Here is a 17,282-nt window from a genome sequence, read left to right on the forward strand (position 1 = left end):
CGGCGCAGGTCAGCGGATGGTGACCTGCCGGCTCGAGAAGCCCTCCCGGGCCCGGCGCTCGTCGTGCGTCAGCGGCGCGTCGTCGCCCAGGCGGGCCTCCAGGCGCGCGGCCAGCTCGCCCAGCGGGGCGTTCCAGGACTGGGGGTCGGCGGCCGGGTCCACCTCGAACACCGGCACCAGCAGGCCCGCACCGCGGAAGGCACCCAGCAGCGTGGACTGCCCGCCGAGGGTGTGCTCGCCGGCCGCCTTGAGGCGGGCCAGGGCGGTGGTGGCCGCGTCCTCGTCGTGCGGCAGCAGCCAGCGCACGTAGGCCCGGTCGCCCATGAGGCACCAGAAGGCCGACTCCACGGCATCGAGACGCTGGGTGGGCACGATGGCCTCGTTGGCGCGCTCCATGGAGAGCTGGCCGGCCTCGTCGAGGGCGTCCTCCTTGCCGGTGAGCCAGAAGTCGAAGCTCTCGTGCAGCTCGGCGGTCATCGTGTCGCTCACGAGCACGTCCTGCAGGCGGGGCGTGTGCGCCATGGCCTGCGGCAGACCCACGGTGGGCTGGCCCGGCTCGTTGGCCAGCGAGGTGAGGATCGCCTGGGCGATGTCGCGGCTCGCGTCACCGGTGGAGGAACCGGTCTGCAGCGCGGAGAGCACGTCGCCCTCGCCGCGGTTCAGGCCCGGCCACGCCAGCGGCAGCACGGTGGCCAGCGTGACCTCGTGCTCGGAGCCGACCTCCAGCGAGGACCACGCCGGCGCCGGAGTGCCCTCGGGCGCCTCGACGGCGGGGACCTTCACGCGGATGGTCGCCGTGGCCGCCGGGAGGATCTCCCGCATGGCCACCCACTCGGTCTCGTTCGGCAGCCCCTTGAACGGACGGGCCTCGAACGGCGCCGGAATCTGCTTCGGTCCCTTGACGTCGCGGTTCTTGCGACGAGATGCCTTACCCATGGGGCCGGAGTCTACGGGCGCGGGTCAGCGCTGGGCGCGGGCGCGGCGCAGCGTGGCGGCGGTGTCCACGCAGGCCAGCGCGGCCTCGGCGCCCTTGTCCTCGCTCGAGCCCTCCAGGCCGGCGCGGTCCAGGGCCTGCTGCTCGTCGTCGCAGGTGAGCACGCCGAAGCCCACCGGGGTGGCGGTGCGCACGGCCACGTCGGTGAGGCCCGTGGTGGCGGCCTGGCAGACGTAGTCGAAGTGCGGGGTGCCGCCGCGGATGACCACGCCCAGGGCCACCACCGCGTCGTGGTGCGGGGCCAGGCGGGCCGCGGCCACCGGCAGTTCGAAGGTGCCCGGCACGCGGATCTCCAGCGGGGTGATGCCCAGGTCGGCCAGCGCCCGACGGCTGCCCTCGAGCAGGCCGCCCATGACCTCCTCGTGCCAGCTGGCGGCCACCACGGCCACGCGCAGCGGCAGGGCGCCGTCCTCGCGGTCGGCGGCCAGCTCGCGGCGCAGGCGGTCGGCGATGGCCTCGGTGGGGGAACCGTGTCCACTCATGGGTGTCTCCTCGGGTTCAAGGGGGGGCGATGGGGGCCGGCGGGGGTCCTGCTGTCCACCGTGGCCTGCCGGCGGGGCGGGGTCCACCCCCGGCAGCGTGGCATGCCTCACCCGGCGGCGGTCCCCGGGGTCAGATCGGCCGGCAGGGTGTGGCCCATGCGGTCGCGCTTGGTGCGCAGGTAGGGCAGGTTCTGGGGCGTCACGCCCACCACGCTGGGACGGGTGGCGACCACGTCCACGCCGAGCTCCCGCAGGGCCTCCACCTTGGCCGGGTTGTTGGTGGTCAGCTCGATGCGGTCGATGCCCAGGTGGGCGAGCATCGCCGCGGCCACGCCGTAGTCGCGGGCGTCCACCGGCAGGCCCAGGGCGTGCTGGGCGTCCACCGTGTCGGCGCCGGCGTCCTGCTGGGCGTAGGCCGCGATCTTGGCCGCCAGCCCGATGCCGCGCCCCTCGTGGCCGCGCAGGTACAGCACCACGCCGCCGCGGGCCTGCGTGTCGGCCAGGGCGTCGGCCAGCTGGGCGCCGCAGTCGCAGCGCAGCGAGCCGAGCGCGTCGCCGGTGAGGCACTCGCTGTGGGCGCGCACCGGCACTGGGGCGGCGGGGTCGCGCAGCGGGCCGGGGGCCACCAGGGCCAGGTGCTCCACCCCGGTGAGGCGGTCGGTGAGGGCGTGCACGGTGAAGTCGCCGTGGGCGGTGGGCAGCTGCGCGGTGGCCACGGCGTCCAGGCGGTCGTGCACGGCGCGCCAGGCGGCCAGGGCCTCGATGGTGAGCACCGGCAGGTCGTGCTCGGCGGCCAGGGCGCGCACGGCCTCGGAGCGCATCATCGTGCCGTCGTCGTGCACCAGCTCGGCGATGACGCCCACCGGCTCCAGCCCGGCCAGGCGGCACAGGTCCACCGCGGCCTCGGTGTGGCCGGCCCGCTCCAGGACCCCACCGTCCCGGGCGCGCAGCGGCACCACGTGCCCGGGGCGGACGAGGTCGGCGGCCGTGCTCCCGGCATCAGCCAGGACGTGCAGGGTGCGGGTGCGGTCCGTGGCGCTGATGCCGGTGGTCACGCCCTCGGCGGCGTCCACGGTGACGGTGTACGCGGTGCGGAAGGGGTCGGCGTTGTCGCGCACCATGAGCGGCAGCTCGAGGGCGTCGGCGCGCGCGGCCGTCATCGGGGCGCACACGTAGCCCGAGGAGTGGCGGACGGTCCACGCCATCCACTCCGGGGTCAGCCGCTCGGCGGCGAGGATGACGTCGCCCTCGTTCTCGCGATCCTCGTCGTCCAGCACCAGCACGGGGCGGCCGGCGCGCAGGGCCTCCAGGGCGGCGGCCAGCTGGGGGGTGAGGGTCTGGTCCCGGGTCATCGCGTGGCTCCCACCATCTTCTCGACGTACTTGGCCACCACGTCCACCTCCACGTTCACGGTGGTGCCCACGGGCGCGTCGCCCAGCGTGGTGCGGGTGAGGGTCTCGGGGATGAGGCTGACCTCCAGCCAGGGGGCGGACGCCCCGGCATCGGACAGGTCGCTCACCGTGAGCGAGACGCCGTCGAGCGTCACCGACCCCTTGTGCACCACGTAGCGCGCCAGCTCGGCCGGCACGCCCACGCGCACCACCTCCCAGCGGTCGCCCGGGGTGCGGGCCAGCACCTCGCCCACACCGTCCACGTGCCCCTGCACGATGTGGCCACCCAGCCGTCCCCCGGCCCGCACCGCGCGCTCCAGGTTGACCGGGCTGCCCACCTCCAGGGCTCCGAGCGAGCTGTGGGTGAGGGTCTCGGGCATGACGTCGGCGGTGAACCAGCCGGGCGCGCCGTCGGGCCCGCCCGACCCGCCGCCCAGCTCCACCACGGTGAGGCACACACCGTTCACCGCGATGGAGTCGCCGTGCCCCGCGTCGCTGGTGACCACGGCGCCGGACACCCGCAGGCGGATGTCGTCGCCCGCCGGTTCGACGGCCTCGACGCGGCCGATCTCCTCGATGATGCCGGTGAACATCAGGCGTCTCCTTCGGTCGGGTTCGGGTCGGTGGGGGTCAGGGTGAGGCGGACGTCGTCGCCCAGGCGGGCCACGTCCTCCAGATGCCAGCGCAGGGCCTCCTCGACGGTGCCGATGCCGAGTTCGGCCACGAGCGGGGCGCCCGCACCCAGCAGTGCGGGGGCCAGGTAGGTCACGAGGCGGTCCACCAGCCCGGCGCGCAGGAAGGCCGCACCCAGGGTGGGGCCGCCCTCCAGCCAGACGTGGTGCACGCCGCGCTCGCGGAGGGCCGCGAGCACCTCGGCGGGGTCGTGGGTCGCGAGCAGCAGGGTCTCGGCGGCGTCGTCGAGCACCCGGGCCGATGCGGGGAGCTGCCGAGTGCCCACCACCACGCGCAGCGGCTGGCGGTCCACCTGCTCGCCCTCGGGCAGACGCACGGTGAGCCGGGGGTCGTCGGCGAGCGCGGTGCCCGTGCCCACCACCACCGCCCCGGCCTGCGCGCGCTGGCGGTGCACGTCCCGGCGGGCGTCGGGGCCGGTGATCCACTGGCTCGTGCCGTCGGCGGCGGCCACGCGGCCGTCCAGGGTGGCGGCCAGCTTGAGCGTCACCACCGGGCGCCCGAGGTGCGCCGAGGCGGTGAACCACCGGTTGAGCGCCTCGGCCTCGTCGGCCAGCACGCCGGTGGTGACCTCGAGGCCGGCGGCACGGAGGCGATCGGCGCCCCCGGCGGCCAACGGGGTCGGGTCCGGTTGGGCGACGACGACGCGGGCCACCCCGGCCTCACGCAGCGCCTCGGCGCACGGGCCGGTGCGGCCGGTGTGGTTGCACGGCTCCAGGGTGACCACGGCGGTGGCGCCGCCGACGTCCCGGCCGCGCTGCTCCGCATCGGACAGGGCGGCGACCTCCGCGTGCGGGGTGCCGGCGCCGCGGTGCCACCCCTCGCCCAGGGTGCGGCCGGCGGCGTCGAGCAGTACGCAGCCCACACGGGGGTTGGGGTCGGTGGCCGGTCCACGGGCCGCCAGCTCCAGGGCGCGGCGCATCGCGGGCTCCCAGGCGGTGGACTCGGCGGGGCGGGCGGTCACGGCGGTTCCTCACTGCGGTCACGGCGGCGGGCGGTCCGGTCGGACGGCCCGGGTGAACCGGGGGAACGGGCGTGGGCCCGGAGGAGTCGGCAGGTGCACCACGCACCGAGGGGCCACGGGCCGCTCGGCAGCGGGACTGCCGCCCACGGCGTCGCGGGGCGACGCCGCACGTGCTCCTCCCTTCCGGACTCTCACCGTCGGTCTGGGAATTCCACCCAGTCAACCGGCCGCTGGCTGCGGACGGGTCGCGGACTGTCACCGCCGGTTCGGACTTGCACCGACCCCGGAACACGTGCCGCCGATTCTACGCCCGGGCCGCCGGGGCGGGCGTCGGGCGGGGGCACCGAGCCCGGCACACCATCGGCCGTGTGGAACGCTGTGGGCCGGACCACACCCGAGACCCCGAGGAGCACCCATGGCCCCCACCGAGCTCTCCCCCCTGGACGGCGGCACCGAGGACGTGCTGTTCGGCGTGCGCGACGGCATCGCCCGCATCCACCTGAACCGGCCCAAGGCGCTCAACGCGCTGACCCGGGACATGTGCGCGGCGATGCTCGACCAGCTGCACGCCTGGCAGAACGCGCAGGGCGAGGACCGGCCGCGCGCCGTCGTGGTCTCAGGTGAGGGCAAGGGCCTGTGCGCCGGCGGCGACATCAAGGTGCTGCGCGAGTCCGCCACCTCCGGCGACCTCGGTCCGGCGCAGGACTTCTGGCGCACCGAGTACGCGCTCGACCAGCTCGTGGCCGACTACGAGATCCCGTACGTGGCGCTCATGCACGGCGTGGTGATGGGCGGCGGCATCGGCATCAGCGCCCACGGCAGCCACCGCCTCGTGGCCGCCGACGCCAAGGTGGCCATGCCCGAGACCGGCATCGGGCTGTTCCCGGACGTGGGCGCCATGCACCTGCTCTCGCGCGCGCAGCACGAGTTGGGCACGCACGTGGCCCTGACCGGCGACCGCTTCGGCGGCGCGGACGCGGTGCTGCTGGGCCTGGCCGATGCCGTGGCGCCGGCCGAGCTGCTCGACCCCGAGACCGTGGTGGACCGGCTGGCCGGCGGCGAGTCCGCGGACGACCTGGTGGCCGCCGCCCGCGAGGCGACCGGCGAGGCGGAGGCCCCGCTGGCCGCCGCCGCGCAGTGGACCGCGGAGTGCTACGAGGGCGAGGCGCCGGCCGCGGTGCTCGAGCGCCTGAAGGGCCACTCGGCCGAGGGGGCGCAGAAGGCGGCCGAGCTGCTGGAGAGCCGTTCGCCGCTCTCGGTGGCGGTGACCCTGGCGGCGCTGCGCCTGGCCGCCGGGGACACCCTGGCCGGCGTGCTGGAGCGCGACCTGAGGATGGCCACCGGCATGCTCTCCAGCGGTGACTTCGCCGAGGGCGTGCGCGCCGTGCTCATCGACCGGACCAACGACGCCGCGTGGCGCCACGGCAGCATCGCCGAGGTGCCCGAGGACGAGGTCAAGGCCGTGCTGGCCGGGGAGCGCCTGGACCAGCAGGGCTGAGGCTCGGGCGCTCAGGGCCCGCCGCGGGGGACTCCCCGGCGGGCCCGCGTCAGCGGCGGAGTCGGGCGCGCAGTTCCTCACTCAGCTCCACCTCGATGGGCAGGGCCTGCAGTCCCTCGGCCGTCACCACCAGTCCGCGATGCGCCGCGACCTGGGCCAGTTCTCCATAGTGGAAAGCGGTTGCGTCGTCCTGCGTCATGCCACCCCACGGCTCGTCCGGGCCGGTGGAGAGGAGGGAGTCCGCCACCACGCTGTCCTCGGTCACCTCGCTCCAGGCGGCCGATGTCCCCCACCCGCGGTCCTCGAGCAGCAGGACGCGGCCCAGGGAGTCCTCCGCCCACAGATGACACACACAACCCGCTGTGCCGTGGGGTCCGGGATCGCTGGCGACCGTCACCACGAGGCGATTCGGCACACGGCCTGGCCCACTCACACCCGACACCCGACCCGGGCCTCCTTGAAGGGCTTGTCAGCGGTGTCCCATCGCCCGTGGACATCAACGTCGACGTGGTTCCTCCACGATGTCACCGCACTCGAGCGGCACCGGGCCCGGGCAGTGCTGCGCTTCCCTCGCCCTCCCCCGGGGCAACAGTCACCACCGCGTTCCCAGTACCCGTGCCCAGAGACATCCGCCCCGGAACGATGCGGCCTGTCCGGTTTGGCCTCCAGCCTGCAGGGCCCGATGCCCAGTCCCGCTGTCGCCTGACCTGCGGGCTGGATCTCTCGACCGTCTCTGGACAGGTACACGGAGGTCACGTTCACGGGTCCCGTGACACCCGGGTGGTCTGCGTACTGAACATCCTGTCCGTCGATCGCCACGTAGGTGGCGGGGCCATCCCTCAGGACAGCTCCAGCCCGCTCCGGCGAGAAGAAGACCAGCGTCGAACCGATGATCGCGCCGCGCGCGTGTCGCGACGCCCTTGTGTGTCCACCGTTTGCCATGAGCCCAAGGGTCCCCCCACCAGGATGCGAGCATCCTCCCCACGCATGACGTTCTCCTGGCGTCCTTCGCAGCGGGCAAGCGAGGACACCTTGCCCCGCCCCGGGACGCGACCCCACCACGTCAGCGGCGGGCCAGGCCCTCGCGGATGCTCGTGGGGTCGTGGTGGTCCACGTCGCCGGAGGGCAGGTGCTGGAACGCCTCGTCACCCTTGCCGCACGCGATGACCAGGTCGTTCTCCCGCGCCATGGCCACGGCCTCCAGCAGCGCAGTCCGCCGGTCCAGCGTGATGTGCGTGTCCCCGGCATCGGCGCCGGCCATCACCTCCTCGGCGATGGTCGCCGGGTCCTCGCCGTACGGGTCGTCGGTGGTGATGATGCCGACGTCCGCGATGCGGGAGACGACCTCGCCCATCAACGGGCGCTTGGCCGCATCGCGCTCCCCGGCCGCGCCGTACACGCAGATGAGGCGCCCGCCGGCCATGTCCGCGATCTTGCGCGCCACGGTGAGCACCACCTCCAGCCCCACCTCGGTGTGCGCGTAGTCCACCACCGCCATGAACCCGTGCTCGGCGGCCTCCGGGATGCGCTGGAAGCGGCCGGGCACCTGCCCCAGGTGCTTCACCGCCTCCACCACGGCGAGCGAGTCGTGACCGGACTCCAGCGCCACGGCCACCGCGCCGGCCACGTTGAGCGCGTTGTAGTCGCCCACCAGCGGCGGCTCCAGGCGCAGCTCGCCGTGGCGCGGCGTGTCCAGAGTGAACTGCATGCCCTCCAGGGTGAGGTCGGTGGGCTCCACGATGCGGTAGTCGGCTGCCTCGTCGAAGCCGAAGGTCAGCGCCCCGGGGAACTCGCGGGCCAGCCGACGGCCGTAGGTGTCGTCCACGTTGGCCAGGCGCGGGCCGGAGGTGCGCTCGAAGAGCTGGCGCTTGACCTGGAAGTAGGTCTCCATGTCGCCGTGGATGTCCAGGTGGTCGCGCGTGAGGTTGGTGAAGATGGCCGAGGCGTACTCCACGCCGGTGACGCGGTGCAGCTCCAGGCCGTGGCTGGAGGTCTCGAGCACGGCGTCGGAGGCACCGGCCTCCACCATGCGGCGCAGGTTCTCCTGCACCAGCGGGGCCTCGGGGGTGGTGCGCATGGCCGGCCGGCCCACACCGTCGACGATGACCTCCACCGTGGTGGACAGGCCCACCTTGTCGGTGCCCAGCACGCCGGCCAGCAGGTTGTAGAGCACGTAACTGGTGGTGGTCTTGCCGTTGGTGCCGGTGATGCCGTGCACGCGCAGCGAGCGGCTCGGGTTGCCGTTGACGGCCGCGGCCAGGTGGCCCAGGGCGGCGCGGGCGTCGCGCACCCGCACCACGGGCAGGGGGCCGGCTGCCTCCAGCTCGGCGATGCGGGGGTCGGCCTCCCGGTCGGCGGCCGTGGGCCACTCGCGCTCGACCACCACGAGGCCCGCCCCGGCATCGAGGGCACCGGGGGCGAAGCGCAGGCCGTCGTTCTTGAACCCGGAGACGGCCACGAACGCGGCGCCCGGCGTGACGGCGCGGGAGTCGTGGGTGACCGCCGTGATGCCGGGGGTGCCGGAGAACTCCTCGGGCACCTCGCGGACGGGCAGGGCCAGGGCGGTCGCGATGTCGTCTCGGGTCAGCACCCCGTCAGCCTAGGTGGTGCGTCACCCGGCGGCACGGGTGCGGGGGCGCGGGCCGGCACGCGGCGAGGCCGCCGCCCCCATCGGGGACGACGGCCTCGTGGGTCGGTGCTGGCCGGGCTCAGGCGAACGGGTTGGCCGGGTCCGGGCCCCCGGCGGCAGTGCCCTCGTCGGCCGGGTTGGCCGGCTGGGCGGGCGCCTGCTGGGCCTGCTGCTGCGCGGCGGCCTGCTCCTGGGCCACCTGCGCGCGCACCTGGTCCATGTCCAGGCCCTTCACGGCCTCGAGCACCTCGTCGAGCGCGCTGCCGGGCATGGCGCCGGGCTGGGCGAACACGCCGATCTGCTCACGGAAGGCCATGGTGGTGGGCACCGACTGGATGCCCAGTGCCCCGGCCAGCTGCGGCTGCGCGTCGATGTCGACCTTGCCGAACACGACGTCCTCGTGCTTCTCGGAGGCCGCCTCGTAGACGGGGGCGAACTGCGTGCACGGGCCGCACCAGGTGGCCCAGAAGTCCACGACCACCATCGGGTTGTCCTTGATGGTCTGCTCGAAGTTCTCAGCGGTCAGCTCAACGGTGGCCACGGGGCCTCCTCGGATGTCAGCGGGCACCGGCGCCGGACGGCGCGGTGCGTGGTCGCCCGGTTCAACCGCGACGCCCGGGCGCTTGTTCCACCGGCCGCTCCCCCGCAGCCACACCCCCGGCGGCCCCGCCCCCAGCCGCCCGCGCCGCCACGGCGTTACGGTCCTGCCATGAGTGATGCCGCCCACACCCCCAGCCCGCTGCGTCCGGACACCGTGCGCACCCTGCGCCGCACCGCCCTGGAGCGCCAGCGCACCGGCCGCGTCCCGGCCCTGTTCGCCGGCGTGCAGCGCGGCGGGCGCTACGTGTGGAGCGAGGGCATCGGCACCACCGGCGCGGGTGAGGACCGCGACCGCGCGGCCACCGCCGACGACCAGTACCTCGTGGCGTCCAACACCAAGACCTTCACCGCCGTCATGGTCATGCAGGCCCGCGACGAGGGGCGCCTCTCCCTGGACGACCGCCTGGGCGACCACCTGCCCGGCGCCGCGCCCTCGCCCGCGCTCGGCGCCACCGTCCGCTCCGCCCTGGCGCACGTCTCCGGCGTGCAGCGCGAGCCCCACGGCGACGTGTGGGAGACCCTCCTCTTCCCCGATGCCGCGGGCCTGCTCCGCGAGTCCGCACAGGCCGAGCAGGTGGGCCGCCCGCACACGCGCTGGCACTACTCCAACCTCATGTACTGCCTGCTGGGCGAGGTGGTGGCCCATCTGGACGGGCGCTCGTGGGCGGAGTCGCTGCAGGCCCGGCTGCTCGACCCGCTGGGTCTGGCGCGCACCACGGTGGGCTTCGACGGCGCGCACGTGCAGGGCTACTTCGTGCCCCCGTTCAGCGACGTGCCCGTCATCGAGCCGGTGCCGGACTTCCGCGGCACCGCACCCTGCGGCGGCCTGGCCTCCACCCCGGCAGACATGGCGCGCTGGTCGGCCTTCGTGGCCGACCCGGACCCCGCCGTGCTCTCGCCGGACACGCTGGAGGAGATGACCCAGCCGCAGGCCGTGGTGGACCCCCGTGGGTGGTCCCAGGCGATGGGGCTCGGGTTCTTCCTGCTGCGCCGTGGCCAGCGCGTCTGGGTGGGGCACACCGGCGGCATGCCCGGCCACATCACCGGGGTGTTCACGCACCGCGAGTCCGGCACCGGCGGACTGGTGTTCATGAACAACTCCGCCTCGCCCGACCCGAGCGCGTTCGCGGTGGACCTGGCCGATGCCGTGGAGGAGGCCGAGCCCGCAGAGGAGGCGGTGTGGGCACCCGGCACCGAGGTGCCCGAGGAGCTGGCCGGCCTGCTGGGCCACTGGTACACCGAGGGCAGCCACGTGGTGTTCAGCGTGCGGCAGGGGCAGTTGGAGGCCCGCATGGCCGGGGCCCCGGCGGACGCGCCGCCGTCGGTGTTCGAGCGGGTCGAGGACGACCTCTACCGCACCGTCTCGGGCCGTGAGCGCGGTGAGCTGCTGCGCATCACGCGGCGTGCCGACGGCTCGGTGCTGAAGCTGAACTGGGCCACGTACCTGGTGAGCCGGGAACCGCTCGCCTTCGGCCAGCACCCCGCCTGAGCCGCGGCGGAGCGGGTGGCACCCCCTCGACGGGGGTCCACCTGCCGCCAGGTGGCCCGCAGCAGCCGCTGCACCACGCGGCGCCCCGGACTGTGCCACCACCGGTCGCCCCAGAGCACCAGGCGCAGGAGCACACCGCCCACCACCACGCCGGCCACGAGGTCGAGCACCCAGTGGTAGCCCAGCAGCTGGGCGACGGTGGTGGTGGTGCCCACGAGCGCCAGCCAGCCGGCCACGAGGGCGGCCTGCCCCCATCGGGGGAGGACGACGGTGCGGTGCACCAGCAGCACGCCGGTGCCGTAGAAGAGCACCGCGGCGGCCGTGTGGCCCGAGGGGTAGCTCACGCCGTGCGCGCCGTTGACGAGCAGACCGCCGGTGAAGAAGCCCGGGTCACCGATGGTGGGCGAGGACCGGGCCAGGAGCGTCTTGAGCGAGCCGACGCCGGCGTAGAAGAGGAGCTCGGCCCAGACCACGAGGCGCAGCGGGTGGAGGCTGCACTGGCGGCGGCAGGACCACACGGCCACACCGAGCAGCACGGGCAGGGCCACCACCTGGCCGGCCACGTTGTCCAGGGCGTGCAGCAGCTCGTACTCCCGCGGGTCGCGGCCGGCCATGCGCACGCCGTGCAGCTGGCGGTCCACCGCGGCGGCCGGACCCATGGCCGCCAGGGTGAGCGCGCACAGCAGGGTGGCCAGCACCGGCAGGCGCGTGATCCGGTCGAGGGAGCTCATGCCTCGAGGCTAGGAAAGCGACTGCAGGGCAGGGTCTTCGTTGCGCCCGGGGTTGGTGCGGAAGCAGTCAGGCCTCCGCCAAGAGCCCTTCAGGCCGTGGCATGGGTCACGACGAGGCCCCCGGGGACGCGGGTCCTCGGAGGCCTCGTGGCGTGCTGGGAGGTCAGCTCTGCGCCGGGATCTCCTGGGTCACCGTGCCCCACGGGGAGGTGACGGTGATCGTGTACTGCGACAGGCGCTGCTGGCCGTCGGCGGTCAGACCCTGCGACTTGAAGCGGAGGTCGAAGGTCACCGGGTCGGACCCGCAGGCGCGGATGTCCTGCAGCATGGTGATGGTCCAGGTCCAGCAGTTCGTCCCGTTGTACGCGCCGTACGCGGCACCGCTGGTGACCACCTGGCCGTTGTAGCCGCTGAGGTCGTACATGCCCGAGTCGCGCACGATGACGTCCGGCCAGGCCGCCGGGCCGGGCTCGGTCTCGGACGTCTCCACGGGGGTGTCGCCGTAGTAGGTGCCCAGGTTCTCGGTGATGGTGATGGTGATGGTGTCGCCGACACCGTAGGGGGTGGTGGCGGCAGCCGGGTCGCACTCATAGGCGCCCGTGCCGTCGTTGTCCCAGGTCTGGGCGACCGGGGTGGTCTGGTCGTAACTGGCGGCACCGGTGGTGTCGGTGGTGCCCATGATGATGTACGGCACCATGCCACCGGAGTCACCGTTGGTGGGCACAGCGGCGCCCTCCCAGGTGTTGTACCAAGGGCCGGCGGCGAGCTTACCGGTAGGCGAAGAAGCGACGGCGGGAGCAGCGGATGCCACGGCCACCACCGGGGCGGCCCAGGCCGCGCCCTTGACGACGGCGCGACGCGAGGTCTGCGTGTTCACGGTTCCTCCAGGGAGAAGTCAGTCGGCAAAGGATCTGGGGGTGCGGGCACGCCCCGGCCCCTCGACCAAGGCGCACCCCAACGCGGCGAACTCGCCGCCCGACGAAAATAGGTGTATTTCCTCAGGCTTGCAACCGTGTCCCGGGTCACACATCTCTGCTGAAATGAAACACGTTGTCCCGCATACTCTTCGCCTGAGTCCGGGACTGCTCCCCCCTCCTTCACACCCCCGCCCGAGAGGCAGTCACGTGGCGCTCACCGACGCATGCGGGACGTTCCTGCAGAACTCGTGAGGCGGCCAGTGAGGGCCCCCAGCGCCGCACCGACGACGGCGGGCACGCCCACCAACATCGCCATGAACGGGGGAAGGCCCCGCAGGTCCGAGGTGAGCACCGACCGGTCCGGCGGCCAGGCGAAGCCCTGCGCGTTGAAGGCACCGACCACGCCCAGCAGCAGACCCACCACCAGCCACGCGAACACGACGCCGAGGACGCCCCGGCCACGGCGGGTATCGAGGAAGGACCACACCAGGGTGACCACCGCGGCCAGGGCGAAGACCAGCAGGCCCGTGCCGAGGCCGGTGTCGTCGGGAGCGAGGTGCGTCAGGACGAGGGTGGAGTGTCAGGTGCGATCCCGGCAGTCTCGGAGAGCGGCGAGGGTCGCCGGCATCGTGCCACTGGCGCCCTCCCCGAGACCGAGCAGCTGCTGCACGTCCTCCAGGTCGGCGCCCCGGCACCAGGCGGTGGTCGTGTAGGCCAGCGAGTCCGCGGACGGCCCCTGGAGGACGCCCGGCGGCGTGAGCCCGCGCGTGCGGGACTGCCCGATGCTGGGGTGCACGTCCGCGCCGTCGTCGCCCACGGTGCTCGAGATGACACCTGTTGTCACGAGATGGACGGTGCGGGGCAGCGCCTCGGGATGGGGCGACGACGTGTAGAGGCCCTCCACCGTTCGCAGCGCTGCCGGCACGTAGCCGGCATCGGGGGCCGGAGCGCACACCCGGAGGTCGACCTTCGCGCTGCGTGCGCAGCTCTCGACCCCGTAGGCCTGCTCCCACCGCGCGTCCACGTCCTGGGACGGGGGCCTCGGCGTCGCGATCACGACGGCGAGCACCGCGACCAACCAGAGCGGAGCCAGCCACACCCTCCCGGAGAACCACCCGATGACCGCCCCCACCGCGGCGAGGACCACCCCCTCCAGCACGACGACACACGCCACGGGCCAGCCCGCAGCGAACTCCCGCAGAGCCACCTCCGCGGGGACGTGCCGGGAGAGGTCACCGGTCGCCACGAGGGCCAGCACGGCGATGGGGACGAGCAGGCCGATGGCGGCGATGCGCGCGGCCCGGCCAGCAGCACGGCCGATGAGCTCGGAGCGGCTGCGGGTGGAGAGCTCCTCCCACTGCACCACGCCCGCGCGCCACCGGGCCTGGCCGGTGACGAGACCGGCCACCGCGGCAGCCCCCATGAGGATGAAGTGCGCCGCCGGCAGGTCCCTGGCCAGCAGCAGCCGGGGGCTCCCTCCCCAGTACGGCAGGCTCGCCAGCTGCGTCCAGAGGACGGACAGTGCCACGACTCCCATCAGCGGGCCGGTCAGCGCCGCTGCCCCCAGCCCCGGCCGGGTGCGACGCCCTGCGAATCCTGCGCGCGAGCCACGGGGCATCCGCCTCGCCCCCTGGCGCCGGAAGGTCAGACCCGACAGGTACGAGCCCACGCCCACAACCCACACGATCACGCAGGTGAGCAGGCTCAGGTTGGGTTCACCGGTGGCCTCGAAGCGCAGCGTGGCAGGTGCTCGCAGCGCGCCGAGTACCCCGTCGGGGAGGGTGGGCTCCACCGGCCAGCCGACCAACATCGACCCGAGTGCCGCGACGACGGGGAGCACCCAGACAGCAGGACGCGGCACCACGGTCAGGCTCACCAACCCCAGCCCCATGAGGGCCGCGGCGTTGCGCCACGCGGCGAGTGCCTGGGCGTCACCCGGGAAGACGAGAATCGCCAGAACGCCGGCCAGCGCCGTCGTGAGCGCCACCAGCACACCACGACGAGCGAGCAGGGATCGCGGCGCGATGCGCTCGAGATCGTGCTCGTTCACGAAGGCGAAGAGCAGCGGCAGCGACATGGCGTTGGAGATCCACAGCGGGCCCACCTCGATCGAACCGCCCAGACCGGCCGCGGCGACCAGCACCGCCATCACACCGGTGGCGATGACGGCGGCGAGGGCACAGCGCGGCAGCTCCTGGTGCCTGGCCCAGAGCAGCCACCCCCTCACTGCGCCACCAGCTCCAGGTAGCTGGCGCGCACGGTCGAGAGCTCCCGGGTGGGGCTGAACTCCTCGAAGGTCCCGTCGAAGACGAACGATCCCTGGTCCATGACCGTGACGGTGTCCGCGTGGTCGAGGACGTCCTCGACGATGTGCGTGGAGATGACGACGATCGCCTCCTGCGACACCCGGTGCAGCAGGTCGTTGAGCGAGTCCCGCTGCCCCATGTCGAGGCCGGCCGTCGGCTCGTCGAGCACGATGACCTCGGGATCGGCGACCAGCGCGGAGGCGATCCCGACCCGTCGACGCATCCCACCCGACAGCGCCCGGATCCGGTCATCGGCACGCTCCTCGAGGCCGACGAGCCCCAGGAGGCGGTCCACCTCCGACGCCGCGGCCCGGTCGTCCAACCGCTTGAGCCAGCACATGTAGGCCAGGTGCTCCCACACCGTGAACCGCGATCGGCGGAGGTTGTCCTGCGGCAGGAAGCCCACCCGTTCCCGCACCTGACGCACCGGGGCGCCGTCCAGCGTGACGCTGCCCCCGTCGAGGGGCTGCAGGGCCACGACGGCCCGCAGCAGGGACGACTTGCCGGCGCCGTTCGCGCCGAGCAGCCCGTGCAGGCCGTGGCCACGCCGCCAGGAGACTCCCTCGACGGCGGTCCGTGTGCCGTACCGGATCGTGGCCCGATCCACCACCAGCTCAGTCATTCTCACCACTCCCGCGAGTCCCGGCATCAAACCGGGCGGGCGTGGCGCCCCGTCGCCACACCCGCCCGAGCGGCCACCGGACGTTAGTTCCGCACCTCGAACATCACGTTCCGGGGCTGGCCCACCAAACACTTGATGGTTCGCTGCTGACCCGGGCGGCCCCAGGTGGAGAAGCGGTCTGGCGCATAGGCACAGTCGAGATGGATGCGGAACTCACCACGACCGCTCTTGCAGGTACCGGTCACGTCGCGACGGTCGATCGAGTACGTGCAGTTCGTGGGCGTGGCATGGGCAGCAGGCGCGGCCGTCATCAACGGGGATCCGAGCATCGCAAAGGCTGCCGCAGGCGCAAGCAGCTTCTTGAGCACAGTGTGTGTCATAACTTCCTCCACAACAGATGATCCCCCCCCCCGGTTGAGGACTCGCTCGAAGCGTAACAGGCGCACTAAGCTGCGAGAGTTCGCTTTTCACAGCCTCACCGATCCCCACCCGCGGCTGGATCGTCCCCCGGGCGTCGCTCCGAGGAACGCAGCGGACCGGCAGGCCAAGGGGCCCTGGCCGTCGCCCCTCACTGGCTGTTGCGCAGGTAGCGCCCGAAGTGCGGCACGGTGAACGCGATCTTTCCGCGCTCCGGGGCGTAGATGAGCCCCTTCTTCATGAGTGCGTCCCGCGCCGGGCTGAGCGACTGCGGCTTGCGGCCCAGCACCTCGGCCACCACGGAGGTCGGCACGGCCTCCACCTCCTCGGCGCGGGTCAACGGGTCCGGCGACTCGGCCGCATCGGCCTGCGCGGCGACCTCCTGCTCGGCCACCGTCACCGCCGCCTCGGCCATGGCGCGCAGGTACTCGCGCTCGCCCGGGGTGGCGCGCTCGTAGCGCGAGCCGAAGAAGCCCACGGCCAGTTCGGACTCGGCCATCGGCGCGGCCACGCGCACGTCCTCGGCGGTGATGGGCGACTCCGGCGCCATGTCCCACACCTCCTTGCCGTAGGCCTGGATGAAGTACGGGTACCCGCCGGTGGCCGCGTACATGGCCGCGAGCGCCTCGTCCTCCCACTCGGCGCCCTCGTCGGCGGCGGGCGCCTGCAGGGCGCGGGCGGCCTCACCCCGGTCCAGCCGGTCGATGCGGTGGTAGCGGAAGAGCCGCTCGGAGTAGGACTTGCTGGCGCTGAGCACCGCCGGCAGGTGCGGCAGGCCGGCGCCCACCACCAGCACGGGCAGGGCCTGCTGGCCGATCTCGTGGAACGCGGCGCAAACGGCCGACACGTCATCGGGGCCCAGGTCCTGCATCTCGTCGATGAAGATGCCCACGCCCTTGCCCACGTCCGCGGCCAGCCCGCCGACGTCGGTGAGCAACTCCACGAGGTCGATCTCGATGTCGCCGGAGTCGGCGCGGCCACTGACCGCCGGGGCGTCGATGCCGGGGTTCCAGCGGTCACGCAGCTTGGCGTTGGCGGGGGCGTCGCGCTGGGCGAAGGCCTTGATGACGCCGAGCACGTGGTCGACGTCCTCCTGCTGCGGGTGGCCCAGCTCGCGGACGGCGGTGTGCAGGGCGCTGGCCAGCGGGCGGCGCAGCGACTGGTCGGGGCGGGCCTCGAGCTTGCCGGTGCCCCAGTTGGCGCGCACCGCCTGGCCGCGCAGGGCGTTGAGCAGCACCGTCTTGCCCACGCCGCGCAGACCGGTGAGCAGCACCGAGCGGTCCGGGCGGCCACGGCGGATGCGCTCGAGCACCACGTCGAACTGTCGGAGGTACTCGTCGCGGCCGGCGAGCTCCGGCGGGCGCTGGCCGGCGCCGGGGGCGTAAGGGTTGGTGATCGGGTCCACGCGAGGAGCCTATGCGCGACTCGAGGCGACTCTAGGGATTTGCGCAGAGTGGCCTAGGTGTGATGTCCAGCCAGGTTGTTGAGGCGGCTGACTGGCGGGGCTCCGATCGCGGAGTGGACCCGGTGGTGATTGTAGAAGTGGATCCAG

At 73.6% G+C, this 17,282-nt stretch carries 16 protein-coding genes, 1 pseudogene and 1 riboswitch; of the genes and pseudogenes, 2 read left to right on the top strand and 15 right to left on the bottom strand.

Features of this window, described 5'->3' with window-relative positions; all coding sequences use genetic code 11:
- Positions 1–9: 9 nt before the first annotated feature.
- The 5 genes from CYJ76_RS09620 to ribD form a co-directional block, all read right to left on the bottom strand.
- On the bottom strand, positions 10–936 hold the full coding sequence (locus CYJ76_RS09620) for a DUF5926 family protein (RefSeq protein ID WP_070703451.1): 927 nt from the start codon (positions 934–936) through the stop codon (positions 10–12).
- A gap of 24 nt (positions 937–960) precedes the next feature.
- Complete coding sequence (ribH, locus tag CYJ76_RS09625) at positions 961–1,476, bottom strand: 6,7-dimethyl-8-ribityllumazine synthase (RefSeq protein WP_070703450.1); 516 nt, start codon at positions 1,474–1,476, stop codon at positions 961–963.
- Between the two features lie 107 nt (positions 1,477–1,583).
- Complete coding sequence (gene ribB / locus CYJ76_RS09630) at positions 1,584–2,828, bottom strand: 3,4-dihydroxy-2-butanone-4-phosphate synthase (RefSeq protein WP_070703449.1); 1,245 nt, start codon at positions 2,826–2,828, stop codon at positions 1,584–1,586.
- A complete protein-coding gene (locus CYJ76_RS09635; RefSeq protein WP_070703448.1) occupies positions 2,825–3,460 on the bottom strand; it encodes a riboflavin synthase in 636 nt (211 codons plus the stop codon). Before CYJ76_RS09635 ends, ribB begins: the two co-directional genes overlap by 4 nt.
- Positions 3,460–4,479 carry a bifunctional diaminohydroxyphosphoribosylaminopyrimidine deaminase/5-amino-6-(5-phosphoribosylamino)uracil reductase RibD gene (ribD, locus tag CYJ76_RS09640; RefSeq protein WP_101849987.1) on the bottom strand — a complete coding sequence of 340 codons (1,020 nt, stop codon included), beginning with the start codon at positions 4,477–4,479 and terminating at the stop codon, positions 3,460–3,462. The genes CYJ76_RS09635 and ribD overlap by 1 nt, the downstream gene beginning before the upstream one ends.
- A gap of 209 nt (positions 4,480–4,688) precedes the next feature.
- A riboswitch (FMN riboswitch) is annotated at positions 4,689–4,816 on the bottom strand.
- A gap of 120 nt (positions 4,817–4,936) precedes the next feature.
- On the opposite strand from ribD, the gene CYJ76_RS09645 reads away from it, so the two are divergent.
- On the top strand, positions 4,937–6,019 hold the full coding sequence (locus CYJ76_RS09645; protein ID WP_101849978.1) for an enoyl-CoA hydratase/isomerase family protein: 1,083 nt from the start codon (positions 4,937–4,939) through the stop codon (positions 6,017–6,019).
- 49 nt (positions 6,020–6,068) lie between these two features.
- On the opposite strand, the gene CYJ76_RS09650 is transcribed toward CYJ76_RS09645, so the two are convergent.
- The 3 genes from CYJ76_RS09650 to CYJ76_RS09660 all read right to left on the bottom strand — a co-directional run bounded on the left by CYJ76_RS09650 (position 6,069) and on the right by CYJ76_RS09660 (position 9,189).
- Entirely contained in the window at positions 6,069–6,371 is a 303-nt protein-coding gene (locus CYJ76_RS09650; protein WP_070705286.1) for a hypothetical protein, read from the bottom strand.
- 711 nt (positions 6,372–7,082) lie between these two features.
- The gene (locus CYJ76_RS09655) at positions 7,083–8,609 is read right to left on the bottom strand and encodes a UDP-N-acetylmuramoyl-L-alanyl-D-glutamate--2,6-diaminopimelate ligase (protein WP_101849979.1); all 1,527 of its coding nucleotides are present in this window, start codon (positions 8,607–8,609) and stop codon (positions 7,083–7,085) included.
- Between the two features lie 118 nt (positions 8,610–8,727).
- Positions 8,728–9,189: a thioredoxin family protein gene (locus tag CYJ76_RS09660; protein ID WP_070705284.1), complete on the bottom strand. Its 462-nt coding sequence runs from the start codon at positions 9,187–9,189 to the stop codon at positions 8,728–8,730.
- Positions 9,190–9,357: 168 nt separating this feature from the next.
- On the opposite strand from CYJ76_RS09660, the gene CYJ76_RS09665 reads away from it, so the two are divergent.
- Positions 9,358–10,737: a serine hydrolase domain-containing protein gene (locus tag CYJ76_RS09665; protein ID WP_070705283.1), complete on the top strand. Its 1,380-nt coding sequence runs from the start codon at positions 9,358–9,360 to the stop codon at positions 10,735–10,737.
- Between the two features lie 122 nt (positions 10,738–10,859).
- Here CYJ76_RS09665 and CYJ76_RS12920 read toward each other — a convergent pair.
- The 7 genes and pseudogenes from CYJ76_RS12920 to CYJ76_RS09700 all read right to left on the bottom strand — a co-directional run.
- Positions 10,860–11,468 (bottom strand): annotated as a pseudogene (locus tag CYJ76_RS12920) (phosphatase PAP2 family protein); the annotation flags it as partial.
- A 163-nt stretch (positions 11,469–11,631) separates the two neighbouring features.
- On the bottom strand, positions 11,632–12,345 hold the full coding sequence (locus tag CYJ76_RS09675) for a hypothetical protein (protein ID WP_144043076.1): 714 nt from the start codon (positions 12,343–12,345) through the stop codon (positions 11,632–11,634).
- A 254-nt stretch (positions 12,346–12,599) separates the two neighbouring features.
- Complete coding sequence (locus tag CYJ76_RS09680) at positions 12,600–12,884, bottom strand: hypothetical protein (protein ID WP_101849981.1); 285 nt, start codon at positions 12,882–12,884, stop codon at positions 12,600–12,602.
- Positions 12,885–12,965: 81 nt separating this feature from the next.
- On the bottom strand, positions 12,966–14,612 hold the full coding sequence (locus tag CYJ76_RS09685) for a hypothetical protein (RefSeq protein ID WP_101849982.1): 1,647 nt from the start codon (positions 14,610–14,612) through the stop codon (positions 12,966–12,968).
- A complete protein-coding gene (locus tag CYJ76_RS09690) occupies positions 14,609–15,313 on the bottom strand; it encodes an ATP-binding cassette domain-containing protein (RefSeq protein WP_101849983.1) in 705 nt (234 codons plus the stop codon). The genes CYJ76_RS09685 and CYJ76_RS09690 overlap by 4 nt, the downstream gene beginning before the upstream one ends.
- 83 nt (positions 15,314–15,396) lie before the next feature.
- Positions 15,397–15,681 carry a hypothetical protein gene (locus tag CYJ76_RS09695; protein ID WP_144043077.1) on the bottom strand — a complete coding sequence of 95 codons (285 nt, stop codon included), beginning with the start codon at positions 15,679–15,681 and terminating at the stop codon, positions 15,397–15,399.
- A 200-nt stretch (positions 15,682–15,881) separates the two neighbouring features.
- The gene (locus CYJ76_RS09700; RefSeq protein WP_070705278.1) at positions 15,882–17,135 is read right to left on the bottom strand and encodes an ATP-binding protein; all 1,254 of its coding nucleotides are present in this window, start codon (positions 17,133–17,135) and stop codon (positions 15,882–15,884) included.
- Positions 17,136–17,282: the final 147 nt, after the last annotated feature.

The organism is Kytococcus schroeteri, from assembly GCF_002847825.1.
GTDB classification, from domain to species: Bacteria; Actinomycetota; Actinomycetes; order Actinomycetales; family Dermatophilaceae; genus Kytococcus; species Kytococcus schroeteri.